This window comes from Paenibacillus sp. NPDC093718 (assembly GCF_050279985.1).
In the GTDB taxonomy this organism is placed as follows: domain Bacteria; phylum Bacillota; class Bacilli; order Paenibacillales; family Paenibacillaceae; genus Paenibacillus_AQ.
In genome coordinates this window covers 105,434-125,795 of sequence record NZ_JBNNUS010000008.1, presented here as the reverse complement: position 1 = coordinate 125,795, position 20,362 = coordinate 105,434, and the positions used below count along the sequence as shown (strand labels likewise).

Annotated in this window: 19 protein-coding genes; 3 read left to right on the top strand and 16 right to left on the bottom strand. The window is 50.6% G+C overall.

The features are described 5' to 3' along the window. The 9 genes from ACQKPA_RS23355 to ACQKPA_RS23315 all read right to left on the bottom strand — a co-directional run bounded on the left by ACQKPA_RS23355 (position 1) and on the right by ACQKPA_RS23315 (position 6,706). A complete protein-coding gene (locus tag ACQKPA_RS23355) occupies positions 1–897 on the bottom strand; it encodes a 5'-3' exonuclease (RefSeq protein ID WP_427494899.1) in 897 nt (298 codons plus the stop codon). A gap of 518 nt (positions 898–1,415) precedes the next feature. Next, positions 1,416–1,778, bottom strand: a complete 363-nt coding sequence (locus tag ACQKPA_RS23350) for an arsenate reductase family protein (RefSeq protein WP_326117116.1) — start codon at positions 1,776–1,778, stop codon at positions 1,416–1,418. A 40-nt stretch (positions 1,779–1,818) separates the two neighbouring features. Further along, positions 1,819–2,835 carry an RluA family pseudouridine synthase gene (locus tag ACQKPA_RS23345; RefSeq protein ID WP_427494898.1) on the bottom strand — a complete coding sequence of 339 codons (1,017 nt, stop codon included), beginning with the start codon at positions 2,833–2,835 and terminating at the stop codon, positions 1,819–1,821. A 3-nt stretch (positions 2,836–2,838) separates the two neighbouring features. Beyond that, complete coding sequence (locus ACQKPA_RS23340) at positions 2,839–3,399, bottom strand: cob(I)yrinic acid a,c-diamide adenosyltransferase (protein ID WP_071222697.1); 561 nt, start codon at positions 3,397–3,399, stop codon at positions 2,839–2,841. A 347-nt stretch (positions 3,400–3,746) separates the two neighbouring features. Then, positions 3,747–4,010 (bottom strand): aspartyl-phosphate phosphatase Spo0E family protein, encoded by a 264-nt coding sequence (locus ACQKPA_RS23335; RefSeq protein ID WP_427494897.1) that lies wholly within the window; start codon positions 4,008–4,010, stop codon positions 3,747–3,749. Between the two features lie 118 nt (positions 4,011–4,128). Then, on the bottom strand, positions 4,129–5,334 hold the full coding sequence (locus tag ACQKPA_RS23330) for an aminotransferase class I/II-fold pyridoxal phosphate-dependent enzyme (RefSeq protein ID WP_427494896.1): 1,206 nt from the start codon (positions 5,332–5,334) through the stop codon (positions 4,129–4,131). A 14-nt stretch (positions 5,335–5,348) separates the two neighbouring features. Then, on the bottom strand, positions 5,349–5,849 hold the full coding sequence (locus ACQKPA_RS23325; protein ID WP_071222693.1) for an Lrp/AsnC family transcriptional regulator: 501 nt from the start codon (positions 5,847–5,849) through the stop codon (positions 5,349–5,351). A 176-nt stretch (positions 5,850–6,025) separates the two neighbouring features. Then, the gene (locus tag ACQKPA_RS23320) at positions 6,026–6,421 is read right to left on the bottom strand and encodes a spore coat protein (RefSeq protein WP_427494895.1); all 396 of its coding nucleotides are present in this window, start codon (positions 6,419–6,421) and stop codon (positions 6,026–6,028) included. A gap of 48 nt (positions 6,422–6,469) precedes the next feature. Then, positions 6,470–6,706 (bottom strand): hypothetical protein, encoded by a 237-nt coding sequence (locus ACQKPA_RS23315; protein WP_427494894.1) that lies wholly within the window; start codon positions 6,704–6,706, stop codon positions 6,470–6,472. 140 nt (positions 6,707–6,846) lie between these two features. Between ACQKPA_RS23315 and ACQKPA_RS23310 the strand changes: the two genes are divergently transcribed. After that, positions 6,847–8,073: an NAD(P)/FAD-dependent oxidoreductase gene (locus tag ACQKPA_RS23310; protein WP_427494893.1), complete on the top strand. Its 1,227-nt coding sequence runs from the start codon at positions 6,847–6,849 to the stop codon at positions 8,071–8,073. Between the two features lie 150 nt (positions 8,074–8,223). On the opposite strand, the gene ACQKPA_RS23305 is transcribed toward ACQKPA_RS23310, so the two are convergent. From ACQKPA_RS23305 to ACQKPA_RS23290, 4 genes are all read right to left on the bottom strand, one after another. Further along, positions 8,224–9,450, bottom strand: coding sequence for an MFS transporter (locus ACQKPA_RS23305; RefSeq protein ID WP_427494892.1), 1,227 nt, complete (start codon positions 9,448–9,450; stop codon positions 8,224–8,226). Between the two features lie 120 nt (positions 9,451–9,570). After that, positions 9,571–10,128, bottom strand: coding sequence for a hypothetical protein (locus ACQKPA_RS23300; RefSeq protein ID WP_427494891.1), 558 nt, complete (start codon positions 10,126–10,128; stop codon positions 9,571–9,573). Positions 10,129–10,288: 160 nt separating this feature from the next. Further along, entirely contained in the window at positions 10,289–10,708 is a 420-nt protein-coding gene (locus tag ACQKPA_RS23295) for a DUF350 domain-containing protein (RefSeq protein WP_427494890.1), read from the bottom strand. A 120-nt stretch (positions 10,709–10,828) separates the two neighbouring features. Continuing rightward, positions 10,829–13,198: an endonuclease MutS2 gene (locus tag ACQKPA_RS23290; RefSeq protein WP_427494889.1), complete on the bottom strand. Its 2,370-nt coding sequence runs from the start codon at positions 13,196–13,198 to the stop codon at positions 10,829–10,831. 156 nt (positions 13,199–13,354) lie between these two features. Between ACQKPA_RS23290 and ACQKPA_RS23285 the strand changes: the two genes are divergently transcribed. Together ACQKPA_RS23285 and ACQKPA_RS23280 are read left to right on the top strand one after the other, a co-directional pair. Continuing rightward, positions 13,355–13,711: a phage holin family protein gene (locus ACQKPA_RS23285; protein WP_071222686.1), complete on the top strand. Its 357-nt coding sequence runs from the start codon at positions 13,355–13,357 to the stop codon at positions 13,709–13,711. Positions 13,712–14,013: 302 nt separating this feature from the next. Further along, on the top strand, positions 14,014–14,400 hold the full coding sequence (locus tag ACQKPA_RS23280; protein WP_216530609.1) for a cytochrome C oxidase subunit II: 387 nt from the start codon (positions 14,014–14,016) through the stop codon (positions 14,398–14,400). Between the two features lie 90 nt (positions 14,401–14,490). On the opposite strand, the gene zapA is transcribed toward ACQKPA_RS23280, so the two are convergent. The 3 genes from zapA to pheS all read right to left on the bottom strand — a co-directional run bounded on the left by zapA (position 14,491) and on the right by pheS (position 20,229). Beyond that, a complete protein-coding gene (gene zapA, locus ACQKPA_RS23275; RefSeq protein WP_427494887.1) occupies positions 14,491–16,455 on the bottom strand; it encodes a cell division protein ZapA in 1,965 nt (654 codons plus the stop codon). Between the two features lie 259 nt (positions 16,456–16,714). Beyond that, positions 16,715–19,165, bottom strand: coding sequence for a phenylalanine--tRNA ligase subunit beta (gene pheT / locus ACQKPA_RS23270; protein ID WP_427494886.1), 2,451 nt, complete (start codon positions 19,163–19,165; stop codon positions 16,715–16,717). A gap of 29 nt (positions 19,166–19,194) precedes the next feature. Continuing rightward, positions 19,195–20,229, bottom strand: coding sequence for a phenylalanine--tRNA ligase subunit alpha (gene pheS / locus ACQKPA_RS23265; protein WP_427494885.1), 1,035 nt, complete (start codon positions 20,227–20,229; stop codon positions 19,195–19,197). Positions 20,230–20,362: the final 133 nt, after the last annotated feature.

Below are 20,362 nucleotides of genomic sequence, written 5' to 3'. Positions count from 1 at the left end.
CTAGGAAACCACCGCCACCCCAAAAAGATGACCGAGGCTCTTCATCTCAAGCTCCTCCAGTTTGGTTAATGCACGTTCGTGATCCACGCTTAAGCGGCATAGATCCAATTCGCACTCCATGGGAACCTCGCAATGGATTTCGGCCAAAGCCCGGGACAGATGCAGCATTTCCAGATCCGCCTCGATCTTGGTGCGGACCCCTTTGGTCAGTGAATCCAGATTCGCAAGAATGCCTTCCACGGATTCATACTCCTGAATCAGCTTGACTGCCGTTTTCTCGCCAATCCCGCGTACGCCCGGATAATTATCGCTCGTATCTCCCATCAGGCCTTTCACATCGATAACCTGTCTTGGAGAAAGTCCTTTTTCGGTATACAACGTTTCCGGGGTATAGTGCATATAATTGCCGTGTCCCTTTTTCATAATAATGACGGAAGTCGAATCGTTCACGAGCTGAAGCAGATCGTGGTCCCCCGACAGGATCATGACATTCATGCTATCCCCGTACCGTCTGGCCAGCGTACCGATGCAATCATCGGCCTCATAGCCCACGACGCCCAGGTTCGGAATTCCCAGACATTCCGTCACATCGCGCACCAACGAGAACTGCGGAACCAGATCATCCGGCGCTTCCGGACGATTGCCTTTATACGACGCGAACTGCTCTGTACGAAATGTTTTTGAACCCATATCCCAGCAGCACGCCACATGGGTAGGCTGAAATTTATCGATAGCATCCCACATATACCGCAGGAAGCCGTAAATCGCGTTGGTCGGCACACCCGCTTTGGTTCGACGGATATAGCCGCTTGAGGCGGTTGCATAGTAAGCACGAAATAATAAAGCCATCCCGTCTACAAGCATTAAGGATGGTTGTTGATTGGGTATCACAGTCATGATCGCTCCTAACTTTAACTTCTCTGATATAACCTTAAATATACCTTGTCATTATACCATATCCCTATATACACTTGGGCTTGTCATAAGGTATTTCTTTGAATTTCCTATCATTGGCTGTTCATAAGAAAAACGTCTATCGACGTACTTTCTCAGTAGACAGACCGCATTTAGCGGAAGTTTTTCTTGCGATATAGAATTTCATCAGCGCAGCTAGATAACTTATAAATTCTATATCTATAACAAAAACGTCTATCGACGTACTTTCTCAGTAGACAGACCGCATTTAGCGGAAGTTTTTCTTGCGAGATAAGGATGCTAAGCCTCGGATGTTTATACTTTCTTATCTCTTTAAACAAAAGAGCATCCCGGCGGTCGAAAGACCTTGGGATGCTCTACCTTCATCAGCAGAAGAATGTGTAAATGCCGGATATTTGCTTTCAACAATCGGGGTACATCAGCTCTTTTAACCGGCCTTTATTGTGCCTGTCTTTGCCTCCGGCCAAAAAAAGGCCATTCTACTTCTGCCATGAATCCTGATATTGTTCCGCCTTGAAGCCGACGGTCACTTTACTCCCGTCCGTCACGATCGGACGCTTAATCAATCTACCGTTGGACGACAACAGTTCGATCTTCTCCTCATCGGAGAGCCCAGGCAGCTTGTCCTTCAGATTCATTTCCTTGTAGACCTCGCCGCTCGTATTGAAAAATTTCTTCAGCTCCAGGCCGCTCTTGGCGATAAGGTCGGCTAATTCTTCCTTCTGTGGCGGTTGTTCAAAAATATTTTGAAGTTCCAGCTCATGCCCTTCGTTCTGCAGCCATTTGACCGCGTTACGGCATGTCCCGCATTTCGGGTATTGATATACTTTCAGTTTGCTCATTCGATACGTTCTCCTTCTGGTGTTGTAAATGTTAAGTAGATTAGGTGGCAGCTTCTTCCCCAAGCACTGATCTTAGAGACTTCATATCCTCAGGAAGCGGAGCCGTGAATACCATCGTTTCCCCCTCAATCGGGTGAACCAATGTCAGGCTTGCGGCATGCAGCGCCTGCCTGCCCATATAGCGGTCCAGCCCCATGATCGTTGCGGTTTCCAGATCTACTGGCCCGGCGCACACATCGGAAGCAGCCTCCGTCCCGTCTGATAGTAACTCCCGATCGCTGTAAACCGGATGCCTGTACATCTGGTCTCCAATCAATGGACAACCGATGCTAAGCATATGCACCCGAATTTGATGGGTACGGCCCGTTTCCAGCTTTAATTCCACCAAGGATGCCGAAGGGTAAGTCTCGCATACCTTAAACCGCGTAAGCGAAGGATATCCTTCGGGAGTTACGATGCGGCGGTGGGGCTCTAAAGGGTCCCGATCAATCGGACCGTCAATATCGCCCGAGGGCAAAGCAGGCTTGCCATGAACCAATGCTACATACCTCTTGTCAACCGTGCCGGCTATCATTTGTTCGGAAACATGCTGGTGAATATATGCATTCTTCGCGACCACCAACACGCCGGAAGTCTCCTGGTCCAGCCTGTGAACCGCTCTGAACCGGTATTTCCAGCCCTTCTCCTGCCAATAGTGAACGACGCCGTTCGCCAGCGTGTCCGTATAATGCCCATGCGTCGGATGGACAATGATCCCCGCCGGCTTGTTCAGAACAAGCAAATGTTCATCCTCGTACAGAATATGAAGGTTCATCGGCTGGGGCAGCATATCGTCCGATCGTTCCTGCTCCATCCGGATTTCGATCAGATCTCCGGCATGCACGTTAACGCTAATGTATACACGGGTCCCGTTCAGCATGATGCCCTGCTCAGTCAACTTGAGGCGCGACAGCAGCTTACGGGATACCCCCATACGTTTTTGCAAAATGGTCTTAAGCTGCATGCCGTCTTCCTGTGGGGACACGACATAACTGATTGGTGGATAATACAAACTCATGAATTACCGAAACACCTTTCCGCTTCGCTCATATTCGACATCCGGAATCCCGGCGTGCACATTGGCTGCCCGTGCAGTCACAAAAAAATAGTCGGACAATCGGTTCAAATACCGGCGGACCTCCGGATTGATTTCCGTGGTTCGCTGCAGCGAAACGGTCAACCGCTCGGCGCGACGGCATACGGTCCGACATACATGAAGCAGCGAAGACAACGCGCTTCCGCCTGGCAAGATGAAACGCTCAAGCGGAGGGTTCTTCTCCTCGAAAGCATCCAGCCATACCTCCAGATTGTCCACAAGCTCGGCGCTTACCTTGAGTTTATCCTCTCGAGGTCTCGCATAGGCCAGATCCGAGCCGCAATCGAACAGTTCATGCTGGATTCGAACGAGCTGAAGATGCAGCTCCTCAAAGTCGGCTTCCTTGGCCAAAAACACGGCCTGACCGACAAAGCTGTTCAATTCATCAATCGTGCCATACGCTTCTATGCGCGGATCATCCTTGGGCACACGACCGCCAATAATTGAAGTTTCCCCTGCATCTCCCGTTCTCGTATATACCTTCATCACATTATCCTCCATTTCATCGTCCGATCCTTATTCATGAACTCCATATTTCTTAAGATTATAGAATTTATAGTTTCAGCGAAGCTGAGCAATTCTATAATCGCAAGAAAAACTTCCTTTAACCGCGGTCTGTCTTCTGAGAAAGTACGTCGATAGACGTTTTTCTTATTATGCTCAACTATAGCATAATTTCGAATCAGGGTCCCTCTCCGCCGGAATAAGCCCAGGCCAATCATGATTCCGGGACGTTTTTTTTCGTCAGAGAGAATCATTTAAACGCAAACAAGGCTGATCCGTGAGGCATCTAGCCCCAGGAACAGCCTTGTATTATTCAATCAGATCGTATTTTATAGTTTCTTTTTGGGATGGGCCTTCATATATTCGTTGATCTTCAAATCGAGCAAACTGCTGATCTCGATGACAATCTCCGACGTGAAGGACTGCTCTTCCAAAAAAATTTGTTCCATCTTTCGGCGAAGCATGTGAATTTCGTCTTCCAGGGTAATTTCCTGAGGAGTGGATTTGGCTGATTTAATTGACCATTTACCGTGATCATTGTCTTCGGCCGTATAGTCACCACGGTAGTTTGACAATTCATAATCACAAAACACTGGTGATCCCTCCTTGGAAAGTAAAATTCTGCCCCCAAAATAAAATTATAACATATATTTTGCCAATGGAAAGTGATTTTTTTGTTAATTCAAGGAAAAAGTCCAACGATTTCCTTGCCTACTTTATTTTTTCCACAAAATTGCCCATTCTCTCCAAAGCCTCATTCAGTTGGGCAATGGATGTAGCATAAGAGCAGCGGATGAATCCTTCCCCGCCAAGACCGAATGCGGTGCCCGGTACGGCAGCCACCTTCGCCTCGGTCAGCAAGCGCTGGGCAAATTCGTCCGAGCCGAGTCCCGTTGACTTGATGCTCGGGAATGCGTAGAACGCTCCCTGCGGTTCGTGGCAATCCAAACCAATCTCCCGCAGCCCTTGAACCACGAGTCTGCGCCGCTGGTTGTAGGATTCAACCATTCGATCCTTTTCCCCCATGCCGTTGCGCAATGCTTCGAGTGCGGCGACTTGCCCCATTGCGGGTGCACACATGACCGTATACTGGTGGATTTTCAGCATGGCGCCGATCAGATCCGAATGGGCACACACATACCCCATACGCCAACCGGTCATAGCAAACGCCTTCGAGAAGCCGCTCACCAGGATGGTGCGGTCCATCATGCCTGGCATCGAGGCAAAGCTGACGTGCTTGCCTTCATACGTGAGCTCGGCATAGATTTCATCGGAGATCACAATCAGATCGTGTTTTTCTACCACTTCTGCAATGGGCAGCCAATCCTCGTAGGTCATGATCGCTCCTGTCGGATTGCTTGGGTAGCACAGGATCAGAATCTTCGATTTGGGGGTGATCTGCGCTTCGAGCGCCTCGGCCGTCAGTTTGAAATGATGCTCTGCCGTCGTTTCAATACCAACGGGCACCCCACCACCGATTGAAGCAATCGGCGAGTATGAAATGTAACACGGCTCGGGAATCAGAATTTCATCTCCGGGAACAATCAAGGCACGCAGTGCCAGATCAATCGCTTCACTGCCGCCTACGGTTACGATCATTTCATTGGCAGGATTATAGGTCACGTGGAAACTGTCGTTCAAATATTCCGCGATCGCCTCCCGCAGTTCCGGCATACCGGCATTGGACGTATATCCTGTAAACCCGCGCTCCAATGAATACACGCAGGCTTCTCGTACATGCCACGGCGTTACAAAATCAGGCTCACCCACACCAAGTGTGATAATATCCTTATTTCCACTGACAAGATCAAAAAACTTCCGAATTCCGGAGGGTTGAATGTCCCTGACCCTAGGCGCCAAATAGGAGCTCATCGATTTCCTGTTATTTTCTGCAAGCTGCTGTTCGTTCACAATCATAGCACACGCTTCCTTTACGGCGAGATCAGGAGACGATTGTCTTCTTGACGTTCTTCAAAAATAATCCCGTCTTGTTTATATTTTTTTAGAATAAAATTCGTTTTGGTCGATAATACAGAATCGATAGGTGACAGCTTCTCCGAAACAAAGTTGGCCACCTCACGCAAGTTTCCGCCTTCCACTTCAACCAGCAAGTCGTAGGCGCCAGACATAAGATAGACCGACTTCACCTGCGGGAATAAATAAATCCGTTCCGCAATTCCTTCAAAGCCTCTTCCGCGCTCAGGTGTAATTTGAACCTCGATCAGCGCCGTAACCTTCTCATCTTCCACCTTGCCCCAGTTGACAACGGTCGCATACTTGACAATGACGTGATCTCGTTCAAGCTCCGCAATGGAGGTCTTTACTTCTTCCTCATCTACGCCGAGTAGAGTAGAGAGTAGAGCCGGCGATCTTCTCGCGTCTTCTTTCAGCAGGTCAAGCACCTTCAGTTTCAATTCGCTAAGCTCTTCCATATACGTATCCTCCAGCACTTATTCCGAATAACCGCTCTTCATACATGATATTTCGGAACAGAGATTAATACTTATATTACAATAACTTACACGGGATGTGCAAAAAAAAATACCGATGCATCTCCGAAGCAACGGCTGCGGGTGTCATCGGCGTATCGATTGAGTTAACCATGGGATCATTGGGTTACATTATTAGAAGTAGGCGCGACATTGGTGGCATGCGGTGCGACATTCGGATGATGCGCGAACGCGCCCATGCTGGAAGTTTTTTGATTAATGGTTTCCCGCGTTTTTTGCAGCGACTGCTGCGCTTGCTTAAACTGCTTGTCCACATCGTATTTCAATGCATGCCGAGGCGTAGTATACATGTTCTGCTGCTTTAGCATATTAAAAAACTCGCCTTGCAGTCTCAGTGTATCCGCAGTCAGATCCGTAAACATTTGACGCACCTCAGGGCAAGAGGCTTCCGTTGTGGCTGTCGTATACTCTCGAACGGCACGTTTCAGCTCTCCCAGAATAGGGCTAAGCATATCCTCTTCGGGCAGGTATGAAGATCCATTAGGGGTTACCATAAGTCGTTCCTCCTTAACAATTTTGCTTCCTGGTCTATAAATCTCCTCTTATTGAGGCTGCGTCGGCGCGATATTGCTGTGAATCTGCAGAGCGTTCACCAAGGTGTCCAGATGCTGCTCATGGCGTTTTACGAATCCCAGCAGCGCCTGCTGGATTGCTGGATTCTGACTGGCTGCGGCTGTCGCGGCACAATGCTTGGCCAGCATGGTTTCGTTGGAGATGCAATCTGCAATATAGTCCAGTTCTTTTGAGGTTAGAGGCTGTAATTGCTGATTAGGTATCATCTTTGCGTTTGTTCCCCTTTCCATTTAGGTTGCACAGGAGCTAGTATGCCACCTATATAAAAATCTATGTCGTGAGATGTCATTAAAAACGAATGGAACGTCCAAACTAATAACGATGTGACAATGAGGGGGTGAGGGACATGTTACTGACCGGCGGAATAACGCCCTGGAAATATTTAAACACTGAACCTGTAAAAAAATACCCCGGTCTATCAGAACAGCTCAGCTGTGATGTGCTCATAGTCGGCGGCGGCATAAGCGGGGCGCTGATGGCCTATGTGCTGACCATGCAAGGCGTGGATACCGTCCTACTGGAGAAAAAACGCGTATGCGAAGGCAGCACATCCGCCAATTCGGGGCTGTTGCAATTCTCTAACGATTGCCCTCTATCTGATCTGATCCAACAATTTAACGAACAACGGGGCTCCTCCTTCTACATGATGTGCAGACATGCGGTACGTCGGATCACCGAAATCGCAAATCATCTGTCCAGGGATTCCGGCCTGATCACGCGAAGCAGCCTCTACTATGCCAGTACCCCCCAAGATGTGGGCATGATTCGGCATGAGTATGACCTGCTCAAACGGAAGGGCTTCGATGTGGAATACTGGGGCCGCGAGCATGTGAAGGCTAACTTCCCGTTCTCAAAAGAAGCGGCCATCTATGCCCGCGGCGATGCCGAAGTCGATCCGTATCGTTTCGGGCATAATCTTCTCCAAGATGCCAGCGATCGTGGGCTGCGAGTTTACGAACATAGCGAAGTGAAGGAAACACGGTATACCGACAGCGACGTCACCGTCTTAACCGATCAAGGAAGCGTTCTGGCCAGGAACGTCATCTGGGCCACCGGGTATAGCACCCAAGAATGGAAGCCTGATTATCAAGCGGAGCTGCTCAACACCTATGCCATCCTGACGGAGCCGGTATCCGATCTGTCTTCATGGTATGAGCGCGCATTCATATGGGAAACAAACCGCCCTTATCTCTATTTCCGGACAACGCCGGATCAGCGAATCATAGCCGGAGGGCTGGATGAGCCCCTGCCTCCTTCCGGCAAACCAGAAGAGTACGCTGAACCAAGAAGCCGGAGATTGCTAAATGAAATTCATCAGCTGTTCCCCCATATGACGGATTTGAAGATCGCTTGCAGTTGGGCCGGCGTATTTGCCACAACCAAAGACGGCATCCCGCTGATCGGCAGACACCCGAAATATCCGCACAGCTACTTTATCGAGGTGTATGGCGGAAACGGGACCGTATACAGCATGATCGCTGCGGATCTGCTGGCCGAGACGATTGCAGGACGTGAGCCCGAAGAACTGAAATGGTTCTCCCTGACACGCCCAATGGACCTTAAGATGTCATAAAATAATAGAAGGTATCTCCAAGCAGGCCATGCAGCCTTGGAGATACCTTCTTTGCGTGTGTACGGATTGCGATCTAACGCAGTCGTTTGTTTATCAGCAAACCGTTCGTCACTAGAGGAACGCTTTTGATCCGCGGGATATGATTAGGCTTTAGGTGACTTGACCTTTGGAAGGAAACAGCTTTCGTATAAACAGCCACGATCCGATAGGGGACGCCCCCAGGAACAACAGCAGCAACGTCACCGTTAACGTGTCCTGTCTAAATGACAGGACAAGAATAAACACAAGCAGACCCGTAATTCGGCCTATGGTTAGACTGAGCTCCCGCAGCACGACCAGTTCCACCCGCTTCTCCACGTTTTCCTGATTCACTCCCATAAGATCAAAGCTGGCCGATATAGCCGGCATCATATACAGCGGAATGAACAGCGACGTCCCGATTCCCAGCACCAGCAGCGTCGTATAGTTGACGGCAAACAGCAGCGGCAAAATGACCAGCAGCATCAATATCGAACCTACCAGCATGCCGGTTTTTCGAAATTTGGGCTTGAACCACTTCCCGCAGGCCCAGTAGCTGACCAGCGAAACCGCCGAAGTAATCAATGCATATTGCCCCAGCTTCGATTCCTGGTCCGTCGCCACAAATACAAGGAGCGTAATGAGAAAGGAAAACACACCTTCTCTGATACCCTGAACGGCCAAGCCGAATACCGCGTATTTCCAAACGCCGCCCTCTTTGAGCCGGCTTAACCCCTCCAGCCAATGGTAGTCGCTCTGGACCGGCCGTTTTCGCAGAAAAAAGCTCAGCACCACCGTCGCGGCGAAGATGACCATCGATACGGTAAAAATAAACCGGTAGCCTTGATCCCCATGCATCATCGTGATGATCCAGCCCGCCAGCCACGGACCGATAATCCCCGTGATGGAGCCCAGGAGTCCGATCCAGCCATTAAACCAGTCCCGATTCTCCGCGCTCGAAATCTCAAAATAGACCACATTAAAGGCTAACCAGAACAATCCTAATGACACGCCGAACAGCAAGCCGAGAGGCCAAATATAATGGACGGCGTCCCGCCCTGCCCACAGAACGCATAAATAAAACAGGCCTGACACCGCAATTCCCAGGCGAAGCGCATTCATTTTGTTATGCTCCTTCACCCATTTGCCGGCGGCCCAGAACGTCAAGCCCAATGCGACCTGCTGAGCAATCGTGAACCAACCGAGCATCGTATAATCCTGACGGCTTTTCCATAGGTATACATTAAGGAACGTGCCCGACAATGCACTCGATAAGATAAACAACCCATGAACTGATAACAGAAGTATAGCCTGGGGGTCCTTTGTCAACTTCATATACAGTTCCTCCCTCGCCCTCACACTTGAAGTCCACGGTATTTTACCCCTCTAATCCCCACTTCATGAACAAAAAAAAGGAAACCGCCGATAGCAGTTTCCTTAAATTCGCGCGGATCGGCACACAGCGCCTTTCCGTAAACTCTATTCCTTTTTTTGGATAAAGCTCTTGATCATCCGAAGCCGGTCATTCTCTGCCAGATTATACTGTACATGGAAGCATCCAGGGCACACATATACGTTTAAATCATATGGCGGCTGAAGGATAGGGCCTTGAATCAAGGCTGCGTTAACCGGCTGAAAGCCTTCCCCGCTCACGTGCTGCGTTCCGGCATGAAGCATATACTCCCTGCAATGCAAGCACTCGGGAACTTCCTCTTGCTGGTCCAGAATCCCCTCTACGGTCTCCTCAAATGCAAATAGGTCGTGATCCTCCCCGTACTTGTCCACGGTTCGAAGCGAGGACAGCGATTCATGGTCGGATCCCCAAATACGTTGAAGATCACCTGCCTCCTCATCGGAAGCCTCATAATCCTCTTCATATTCCTCCGGATCGTCCTGTGTTTCCTCGTCTTCCAATGCGATATTCAATGTACGGTAGCCTTTCAGTTCGTTCGCACAATGAGGACAAGTATCTTCGGGACCTATCTCTTCATCCCACACAATCTCACTTTGGCACCATGGGCAAACCGTCGGTTCCATCGATCATTCATCCCTTTCTTATTCAAACGGCCATGGGTGGCCCTGTTAACTTTATTTTTATTGAGACATCAAGTATACAATACCCGCCACAAAAAAAATCAAGGCGGCCGCAAACAATATCCGCGGTAAATATTTCATCGTCCTTTTCCTCCCGAAGCCCCTAAATGATGCTCGCTCCAATAATGTAAGATAAAGATACGGTGATAAGAAGTACGATCAAGCCCACTGCTCGATTATCCTTGCCAATCTCTTCATCGACCGAAAAAACGGGCGTCAAGAACTCAAGCAACCAATAAGCCAATAAAAGCAGTATAAACCCGAAGAACGACCATTTAATCATGCCATAAATGGACGTATTGGCCGTTATGCTGTACCGCATCACGTTACAAATGCCAAAGATTTTCCCGCCGGTCGCCATGGCCGCCGCAACATTTCCTTTGCGTATTTCATCCCAGCAATTGTACTTGGTAACCAATTCAAAGCAATACAAGTAAACAATAAGTGCAAGTATCGCAACCGAGAAATAGCCGACGAGCACCCCGAGTGGATGGGTCAGCAAATGATCAATCGCTTCCGTCATTACCTTATTTCCTCCCTGATATAAACGGGATGCGGCACCTTTCGCATCCCGTCGTTCTGAACCCTATGATGATATGTTATACGATTGAAGGAGAAAACGGTTCCTGATTTCTTACTTTCCTTACTTCAACTCGGCAATGGTAACGCCATTGCCGCCTTCGCCGTAATTACCTAAACGATGACTCTTAACATGCTTGTGCTTGCGCAAATAATCCTGAATTCCGGTTCGCAAGATCCCGGTGCCTTTGCCATGAATGATGTAAATCTGACCCAAGTTCCCCAGAAATGCCTCATCAATGAACCGATCCACCTCAATCAGCGCCTCTTCCAGATTCGCGCCTCTTAAATCCAGCTCATTCCGGATGTTGGTATCGCGAGTCCGTTTCAAGACGGTCGCATGCTGTTTCGGCGCCTGTTTAGCGTTTGCTGCCGGATTCGACAGCAGCTCCAAATCATCCAGCGACACCTTCATCTTCATGATGCCGAGCTGAACAACCGCTTCCTTCGAGCCGGCCATTTCCACGACATGCCCTTTCTGATTCAGGCTGAATACCCGAACCTCGTCTCCAGGCTCAATGCTGCGCTGCTGCTTCGCTGAACGCTGGCCAGCCGTCTTCTTGCCTTGCTGCGGTTCGGCATCATCCAAACGCTTTCTGGCAGCAATCAGCTTATGCTCCTTAACGGAAGCCCCTTCTTCTTGGGCAATCTTGCGCAGATCCGCGATGATTTCCTCGGCCTCACTCCGAGCCTTGTCCACGATCTGTCTCGCCTCTGCACGAGCTTTATCCACCAGCTTGTCCTTCTGCTCTTCCAGCTTCTGAAGCTCGTGCTGGTGACGAAGACGCAGGTCCTCCATTTCCTTCCGAACCTGCTCCGCCTTCTCACGTTCTACTTCCGCGGTGTGACGGTTCTCTTCGAGGGATGCAATCATATGCTCCACCCGTTGATCCTCTTCCTTGACTTCGCCACGGGCAAATTCCAGAATGGATCCCGGCAATCCCAAACGTTCTGCAATGGCAAACGCATTACTGCGTCCAGGTACGCCTACCAGCAGCCGGTAGGTCGGGCTTAGGGTATTGATATCGAACTCCATGCTGGCGTTAATCACGCCTTTGCGTTCATATGCATAAGCCTTCAATTCAGAATAGTGCGTCGTCGCAATCATGCGGCAGCCCATGCGGTGGATATGCTCCAGGATGGAAATCGCCAGAGCTGAACCCTCCGCAGGGTCGGTCCCCGCTCCAACCTCATCAAGCAGCACCAGACTCTTCGGCGTCATCTGGCTTAATATTCGGATGATGTTCGTCATATGGCTGGAGAAGGTACTGAGGCTCTGTTCAATGCTTTGCTCATCACCAATGTCCGCATAGATCGCATCAAACACGCACATCTGGCTGCCTTCTTCAGCTGGAATAAAGAGTCCGGACATCGCCATCAGATTCAACAACCCGATCGTTTTGAGCGTAACCGTCTTACCGCCGGTATTCGGACCCGTGACGATGATGGATGTATAGGAATTGCCCAGTTCCACATCAAGCGGCACAACCTGATCCGCCGGAATCAGCGGATGTCGGCCTTTACGCAGCTTAATATAGCCTCTGTCATTCATTCTTGGCAGTGAAGCCTTCATTACATGGGCCAAACGAGCCTTGGCAAAAATAAAGTCGAGCTGGCCGATCAGATCCAAGTCAATGGACAGCAGCTCAGCCTGCTCGCCGACCTGGGCGGTCAGCTTCTGCAAAATCACTTCGATCTCCCGCTCTTCCCGCATTCGCGTCTCGCGCAGCTTGTTGTTCATGGCTACGATGGATTCCGGCTCAATAAACAGCGTCGCGCCTGACCCGGACTGGTCGTGCACAATACCGCCAAAATGCGAGCGATATTCCGCTTTAACGGGGATGACAAAACGGTCGCCGCGTATCGTAATTAACTGGTCCTGCAGCATCTTCGCCACGGATTGCGATCGAATCATGGACTCCAGTTTCTCGCGAATGCGAACTTCTCCGCCCCGCAGCTCCCTCCGGATCTGGGAAAGCTCAGCGCTTGCGGAGTCAAGGACCTCAGCAGCATCATCAATACACAGCCGAATGGCATCTTCCAGGGACTTTTGCTCCGAAATAAGATCACTCAGATTATAGAGAATCTCAATCTTCTCGTCCTCATGAATCGCCGCAATAAACCGCTTGATTCGGCGTGATCCATGGATCGTATTCGACGTAGCCAGCAATTCATGGGGGCTGAGCGTCCCTCCGATTCTGGCCCGCTTCAAAGCATCGTTGATATCGGTAATCCCGCGGAACGACGGATTGCCCTTGAGTCTGTCAACGGTGTAGGCCTGATCGGTAGCCGCAAGCAGATCCTTTACAGCCTCCAGGTCGGTTTCAGGCATTAACTTTTCAGCTCTTGTACTTCCCATGGAGGTTTGCGTGTATTGTGTTAATGTATTTAAAATTTTCCGGTATTCTAAAGTTTGCAAAATCTTGTCATTCAAGAAGTTCACAACTCCTCTCAATCAATGCATATATTATATCGAAAGTGATGGGAAATCGCCAAGGAATCCAAAATCCTTCCACACATAACCGACGGTCCTATTGAACAAAATAAATTCTGCGTAACATTCCAGTCTTATTCTAAGGAGGCAGGTACCATGCAATTTCTCGGGCACGTTGTTCGATTTATCGTTGCCGCGCTCGTTCTTATGGTTGTCGGATGGATTGTCCCTCAATTTACCGTCGGCGGATTCGGAAGCGCCCTGTTGCTTGCACTCGTTATCGCCCTGATTGGTTGGGCTATTGAGGGCATCTTCGGCAAAAAAGTCACGCCCTTTGGACGTGGCATCGTGGGCTTCCTTGTGAGCGCACTCGTGATTTACCTTGCCCAATTCATCGTTGGAGGCGTTAGCGTCTCCGTATTGGGCGCCTTGCTTGCTGCACTGGTCATCGGGATCATCGATCTGTTCATTCCGATTTCCACCCCTTTTGAAGCAGGCAAAACCCGCAAATAGAAGAACGCCGCTTCTGTTAGAGGATTCCTCTGGAACCCTCTTCCTGAACGAACCGATCGGCTGCTGCATTACTCCACATTAACCCTCTGTTGCAATTTGCGCAGGGGGTTTTCATTTTGGGCAAAACTCCATTCTTCTATTTCCATCTTCCCCTATATTATAAAGTAAATCCGTATCATCGTTTGAAACCGTTCACGTTCACCAATTTTTCATAACACATATGTGCATCCACTCTTTTTCTGCGCTATCATAAAGATTGGAAATTATATTTCACAATTATTTCATAGTCAGGAGAGGTTATAGTGAAAAAAGGCATAGCTTTACTTGTTTCATGTATGCTCCTTTTTGTATTGGCTGCCTGCGGCGGAGACCAGAAAGAGTCCCAAGGAGGTTCCGGGATCTCGGATACTGGCGTAGCACCGGAAGCTGAACTCGTCATTAAGGGCACCAATTTTCAATTTGACCAAGAGGAATATCGGCTCAAGAAAGGTGTGCCCGTCAAGATCACTTACGAGAACGAAGACGGCAACCACGGCGTTATGATTCCTGCTCTTGGCCTGCAGCTGGACCGTAAAAACAACTCCACTGTCGTTACGCCTGATGAGGCGGGAGAATTCGAAGTTTCGTGTTCCATTATGTGTGGAGCGGGTCACAGCAAAATGATCTCCAAACTTATCGTCGAAGAATAGTAGATTTGCTCACCAAAATAAACCTCCGGATCGCCAGAGTATCCTCTGTCTAGTCCGGAGGTTTTTTCAGGTTCACATCTTCACCATGGCCTAACGCTGATCCTGCTCAATCAACTCGATCCACTCATTATATTCAACTTGGAGCTTCGCATATTCTTCCTTCAGCTTACGGTGTTCTTCTTCAAGCTGCGCAGATTTCTCCGCCTTCAATTCCTGTTCTGCCTGAAGCAGACGATACTGGTGCATAACCAGCTCATACTGTTCACCTAAATCGGAATACTGCTGTGCCGCTTCATTTTTCTCGTCTTCCAGACGCTCACAAGCTTGGCGTGCGGATGCAATTTCCTGCTGCCAGGACTGGAGCTCTTCTTCGAGAGCAAGCTTGGTTCGTTTCCACTCATCGCGCTCGGCGGCCAGCTTCTTGCTGTCCTCGGCAAGCTGCTCCCGTTCCGCCATCCATTGCTGATATTGTTCCTGCCACTGAACGGCCCGTTCCTCTGAATCTCTCAGCTGCTCGGCGAGTTCATGTGCGCGCTCTTCACTGGCAGCTGCCTTCTTGCGAAGCTCATCCAGCTGATTCGACACCGTATCGTATTCTTCTTCCAGCATGGCGTACAGTTTGCTGGTCTCTTCCTCTCGGGTACCAGCTTCCTTCGTGAGCTTCTCCAATTCTTCATGGCGAAGCTGCAGTTCCTTCAATTCCTCTTGGGCACTTCGGCGCTCGGACATGCTCCGGTCAGCTTCGTCCTTCATGACCTGGATCTCATCCTGAAGTCCCTTCATTCCTTCTTCCAGGCTCTCGTTCGCTTCCATAAGCTCGACAATTCGCATCTCCAGCTCGCCGGTTTCCTCTTTGCGCTGATCAGCCAGCGTACGCCAGGATTGAAGCTCGCTGCTTAGACGCTGAAGCTCTTCCTGCTGTTTGCGGGAGGTCTGATTCGCATCCACCACAAGTTTCTGCAGACGACGGCGCTCTTCCTCCGACTTGGCGGATTCCTGCTTCAGTCCTTCGAGCTCCCTCGTCAGTCCTTCCACCTTCGTACGGAAGGAACGCAATTCCTGCGAAGAGGCTTCCGCTTGCTGTCTGGACGATTGGAGCGCTTCCTTCAGCTTGTCCGATTCCGCTTTTACAGTACCCAGTTCCTTCTCCGCGGACGACAAACGTGATTGGAGCTGCCCGCCGCGCGTTCGCTGCTCGGCTAGCTGCTTCTCCAGATCCTGGACGGTCCTCGTATGCTTTTGTTCCATATCCTGCACGGTTTTCGTATTCTTCTGTTCCAGATCCTGCACCGTCTTCGTGTATTTCTGCTCCATATCCTGCACGGTCTTCGAGTGCTGCTGCTCCTTTAGGAGTGCCTCTTGTTTATAGGCGCTCTCCTGTTTCTTCAATTGCTCAGCCAGCTTCTCTTCAGCCTGCTTCGCAGAGGTCCGTTGACTCTGTTCCAGCTTCTCGATGGCCTGCTTATGAGTGAGCGTCAGCTGTGAAATTTGCCCTTCATAGCGGCGCTTCATATCTTCAATAGACTGCTTATGGCCGCTCTCCAGCTTCTCACGCTGCTCCTTAAGGCGCGCCTCAAGCTGCTGCTTCTCCTTCAGCAGTTCCGCCACGCGTTCCGATTCCTTCTGGAGCAATTCCTTCGTCCGCTCTGACTCCGCGGTTAGATTCTCCTTGGACTTCCTGTATTCCTCAGCCAGCGTTGTCTGCTCAGCCAGCTTGCGCTCCAGCTGCTCCAGCTGCTGACGATGTCTCTCCTGCTGCTCGATTTGAAGTCCCTGCACCTTGGCAAGCTCCGTGCGCAGTTCATTCCGCTCGGCCGTCATCTGCTTGGCCTCATTTTGAAACTCCAGCTTCTGCAAAGCTTCTTCAGCCATATGTACTGCAGCTAGGACGGCAATGCGCGGGGTATCCAATCGAGAGTGCGCCTTGGATATGGTACGCATGCGGTCATCTACATAATTCGCTACCTGTCTGGTATAATCACTGCTACTGCCAACGAGTTTATAGGAAGTTCCGTAGATGTCTACGGTAACGCTTTTACGGTCCGATGTAGTCAAAATTGTGCCCTCCTTCTATTATGTGTAGATTCTACGATGTCTGAAATGGTCTATTCTCTACATTCATTATATATGAGATAACATCTGTAGACGAACCTCAAGAAAACAGACCGAAGTTTGGTATATGATAACACAGTTTTGTGCTTATAATTATGTACCCTGCGGGCGTCCTGATGCAAATCCCAGTTCAATTTAGAGCAAAAAAGCCCGCATCGAATCCCTGATGTAATGGATTCGATGCGGGCGTTCACAATTCCTGCTATTTTCTTAATTCTGCGTCAAAAGTTTGCTGAAGGGCAGCAACCGCTTTTTCCGTGACGCCGGCAACCTCTTCATCGGTCAACGTCCGTTCCTGATGACGGTACGTCATGGAGATAGCAACACTCTTCTTGCCCTCTCCAAGCTTGCTGCCCGTGAAGACGTCAAATACCTGAATCTGCTGCAGAAGCTCACCGGCATTCTCCTTGATCACTTGAATCAGGGAGCCGGCTTCAACCTCCTCATTCACCACGATGGCAAGATCGCGTTCCATGCCCGGGAATCTAGGCAAATCGCGGTAAACAACGCGGGCGTTGGTCAGATCATACAGCGGCTCAAGCAGAATCTCGGCGGCATAGGTATCTTCCAAATCCAGCTCCTGCTGGGTCTTCGGGTGAATTTGTCCAAGTACACCTAGCAGCTGCTTATTCTCGCCTTGACCCGCATATACGGAAGCGGAGCGTCCCGGATGGAAGCCAACCGGTCCGTTCGCCTCGTAAGTCATATCTTCCGCGCGAATTCCTAGGTAGTCGAGCACCGTTTCGAGCGCACCCTTCAAGTCGAAGAAATCCACTTTTACAGGCTGGACATTCCATTGCTTGCTGCCTTTGCGTCCCGACAGCAGCAAACCGAGAACCGGACGCTCCAGCGGCTGCTTCGTCAACGTCTTCTCATGCGTATGGAACAGGTTCCCTATTTCAAACAGGGCCAGGTCCGGCTGCTTGCGGTTATGGTTGTATACCGCGATATCCAGCAGCTGCGGAAGCATGCTGGTGCGAAGGACGCTGCGGTCCTCGCTCATCGGCATAGCCAGCTTAACCGCCGTGCCATCGGAGGACAGGGAAGTGAACATTTCCGCTTGCTGCGGATGGATGAAGGAATAACCCAGAACCTCCTGGAATCCGCTATGCGTCAGCAAACGGCGAAGCGAGCGGCGGATGGCCTGAGCGATGGTCAATGAACCCGGTGTCGTCGGACCTTCAATCGCCGTTGTTGGAATATTGTCGTATCCATACAGACGGGCCACCTCTTCAATGAGGTCTACGTCAAGCACGATATCGCCGCGGCGGGACGGCACTTGAACATCCACCAATCCTTGGCCCGCATCTCCGCAAGGGAAATGCAACCGGGCAAAGATCGTTTTTACCTCAAGCAGGGACAACTCCGTTCCCAGATAACGATTGAGCTTCTCCAGGGATAAAGTAATCACGGTAGGCTCGGTGTCCGCACTGCCTGCTTCGACGATTCCATGATGGACAGCGCCGCCGGCATATTTCGCCATCAGTGCCGCTGCACGGTTCAGTGCAGGAATAACTGCGGCGGGATCCACTTCTTTCTCGAAGCGGGAGCTTGCCTCCGAACGCAGTCCGAGCTGACGGGATGTTTTGCGGACGGTACCGCCATCGAACTTCGCCGATTCCAGGAATATATTCACCGTGCTGTCCGTTACTTCGGATTCCAGGCCGCCCATAACGCCAGCCAAGGCCACTGGCTTGCCGCCTGCTGTAATCACCAGCATATGCGGCTCCAGGCGACGCTCCGTGCCGTCCAGCGTCACCATCGTTTCGCCAACTTCAGCCATACGCACGTGAACCGCGCCATCCTTCAGCTGATCGGCATCAAAAGCATGCAGCGGCTGGCCATATTCCAGCATCACATAGTTCGTAATATCCACGATATTACTGATCGGGCGTACGCCTGCTGCCATCAAGCGGTTCTGCATCCACAGCGGAGAAGGACCGATCTTTACACCGGTAATGTAGCGTGCCGCGTAATGGCTGCACTGCTCGTCAGCGCCAATCGTAACCGAGATATGATCCGCTGCTGCATCTTGAACCTCCAGCATTTCCTTCTCCGGGTTCGGAAGACTGAGCTCACGTCCCAGTATGGCGCTCACTTCGTAAGCTGCTCCCAGCATGCTGAGACAGTCGGAGCGGTTCGGTGTCAGATCCAGCTCCAAAATTTCATCGTGCAGACCCAGCACATCCACAATCGGTTTGCCGATTTCCGTATCAGTCGGAAGTACCAGAATCCCTTCCTGCAGCTCTTTGGGCAGCAGTTTGTCATTCATGCCCAGTTCCTTCGCCGAGCAGATCATGCCTTGGGAGAGCACGCCGCGCAGCTTGGCCTTCTTGATATCCATACCGCCAGGCAGCTTCGCGCCCACAAGCGCCACCGGCACCTTCTGGCCCGCATCCACATTTTTGGCTCCGCACACAATCTGGAGATCTTCCTCCTGACCCGCATCCACGATACATACATTCAGCTTGTCTGCATCAGGATGCTTCTCCTTGCTCTTAACGTAGCCGACGACCACTTTATTAATGCCTTGATTCCGTTTCTCGATTACATCGATTTCAATACCAGCCGAAGTAATGCGGCTCGCCAAATCCTCTGAGGTTACACCTTCGAGCGAAATATAATCGGACAACCAATCGGTTGAAACTCTCATTGTCTATTCACTTCCCTTTATCGTTAAAATTAGATCCGCGTGAACTGATTCAAGAATGCTGTATCGTTGTTGAAGAAGTGACGGATGTCATCCACGCCGTATTTCAGCATCGCAATCCGCTCAACCCCCATACCGAAAGCAAAACCGCTGTACTTCTCAGGGTCATAACCGCCCATTTCAAGCACCTTCGGATGAACCATGCCGCAGCCTAAAATCTCAAGCCAGCCTGTTTGCTTGCATACGCGGCAGCCGCTGCCGTCGCATCTTACACAGGATACGTCCACTTCCGCGCTCGGCTCCGTGAACGGGAAGAAGCTTGGACGCAGACGGATCTGCGTGTTATCGCCGAACATCTCCTGCACGAATTGCAGCAGCGTTCCTTTCAGGTCACTCATGCGAATGTTCTCGCCGATGACCAGGCCCTCGATTTGGTGGAACTGGAACGAATGTGTCGCATCATCGTCATCCCGGCGGAATACGCGTCCCGGGCAGATGATTTTGACAGGCGCTTTTCCTTGCATCGACAGCATGGTCCGGGCTTGCACCGGGGATGTCTGAGTACGCATCAGCAGATCTTCCGTCAAATAGAAGGAATCCTGCATGTCACGTGCCGGGTGATTCTTTGGCAGATTCAGCGCTTCGAAGTTGAAATAGTCCGTTTCCACCTCGGGTCCTTCCGCTACCTGGTAACCCATCCCGATAAAAATATCCTCGATATCCTGGATCACCTTGCTCAAAGGATGAACCGCGCCTTGGCTGAGCTTGCGGCCCGGAAGAGTTACGTCCACCTTCTCTGCACGCAGGCGCTCTTGCGTTTCCTGCTGCAGGAATGCTTCCTGCTTGCCGGAAATAACCTCCTCGATCGCGCCTCGAACGTCATTGGCCACCTGGCCGATAACAGGACGCTCTTCTGCGCTCAGGGCTCCCATTCCGCGCAGGATTTCCGTCAAGGCCCCTTTTTTGCCAAGGTATTTCACCCGCAGATCATTCAGCTGCTGCGGATCGGTAACATCCTGCAATTGCGCCAATGCTTCCTGCTTTAATGCTTCTAATTTTTCCTTCATGGCTATTCGCACACCCCTTTGTAAACTCCATCATAGTACTGAAAACAAAAAAGACTGAAAACAAAAAAGGCCTCTCCTCCCGAAAAGGGACGAAGAGACCGTGGTACCACCCTTGTTAACATGTTTCATACCC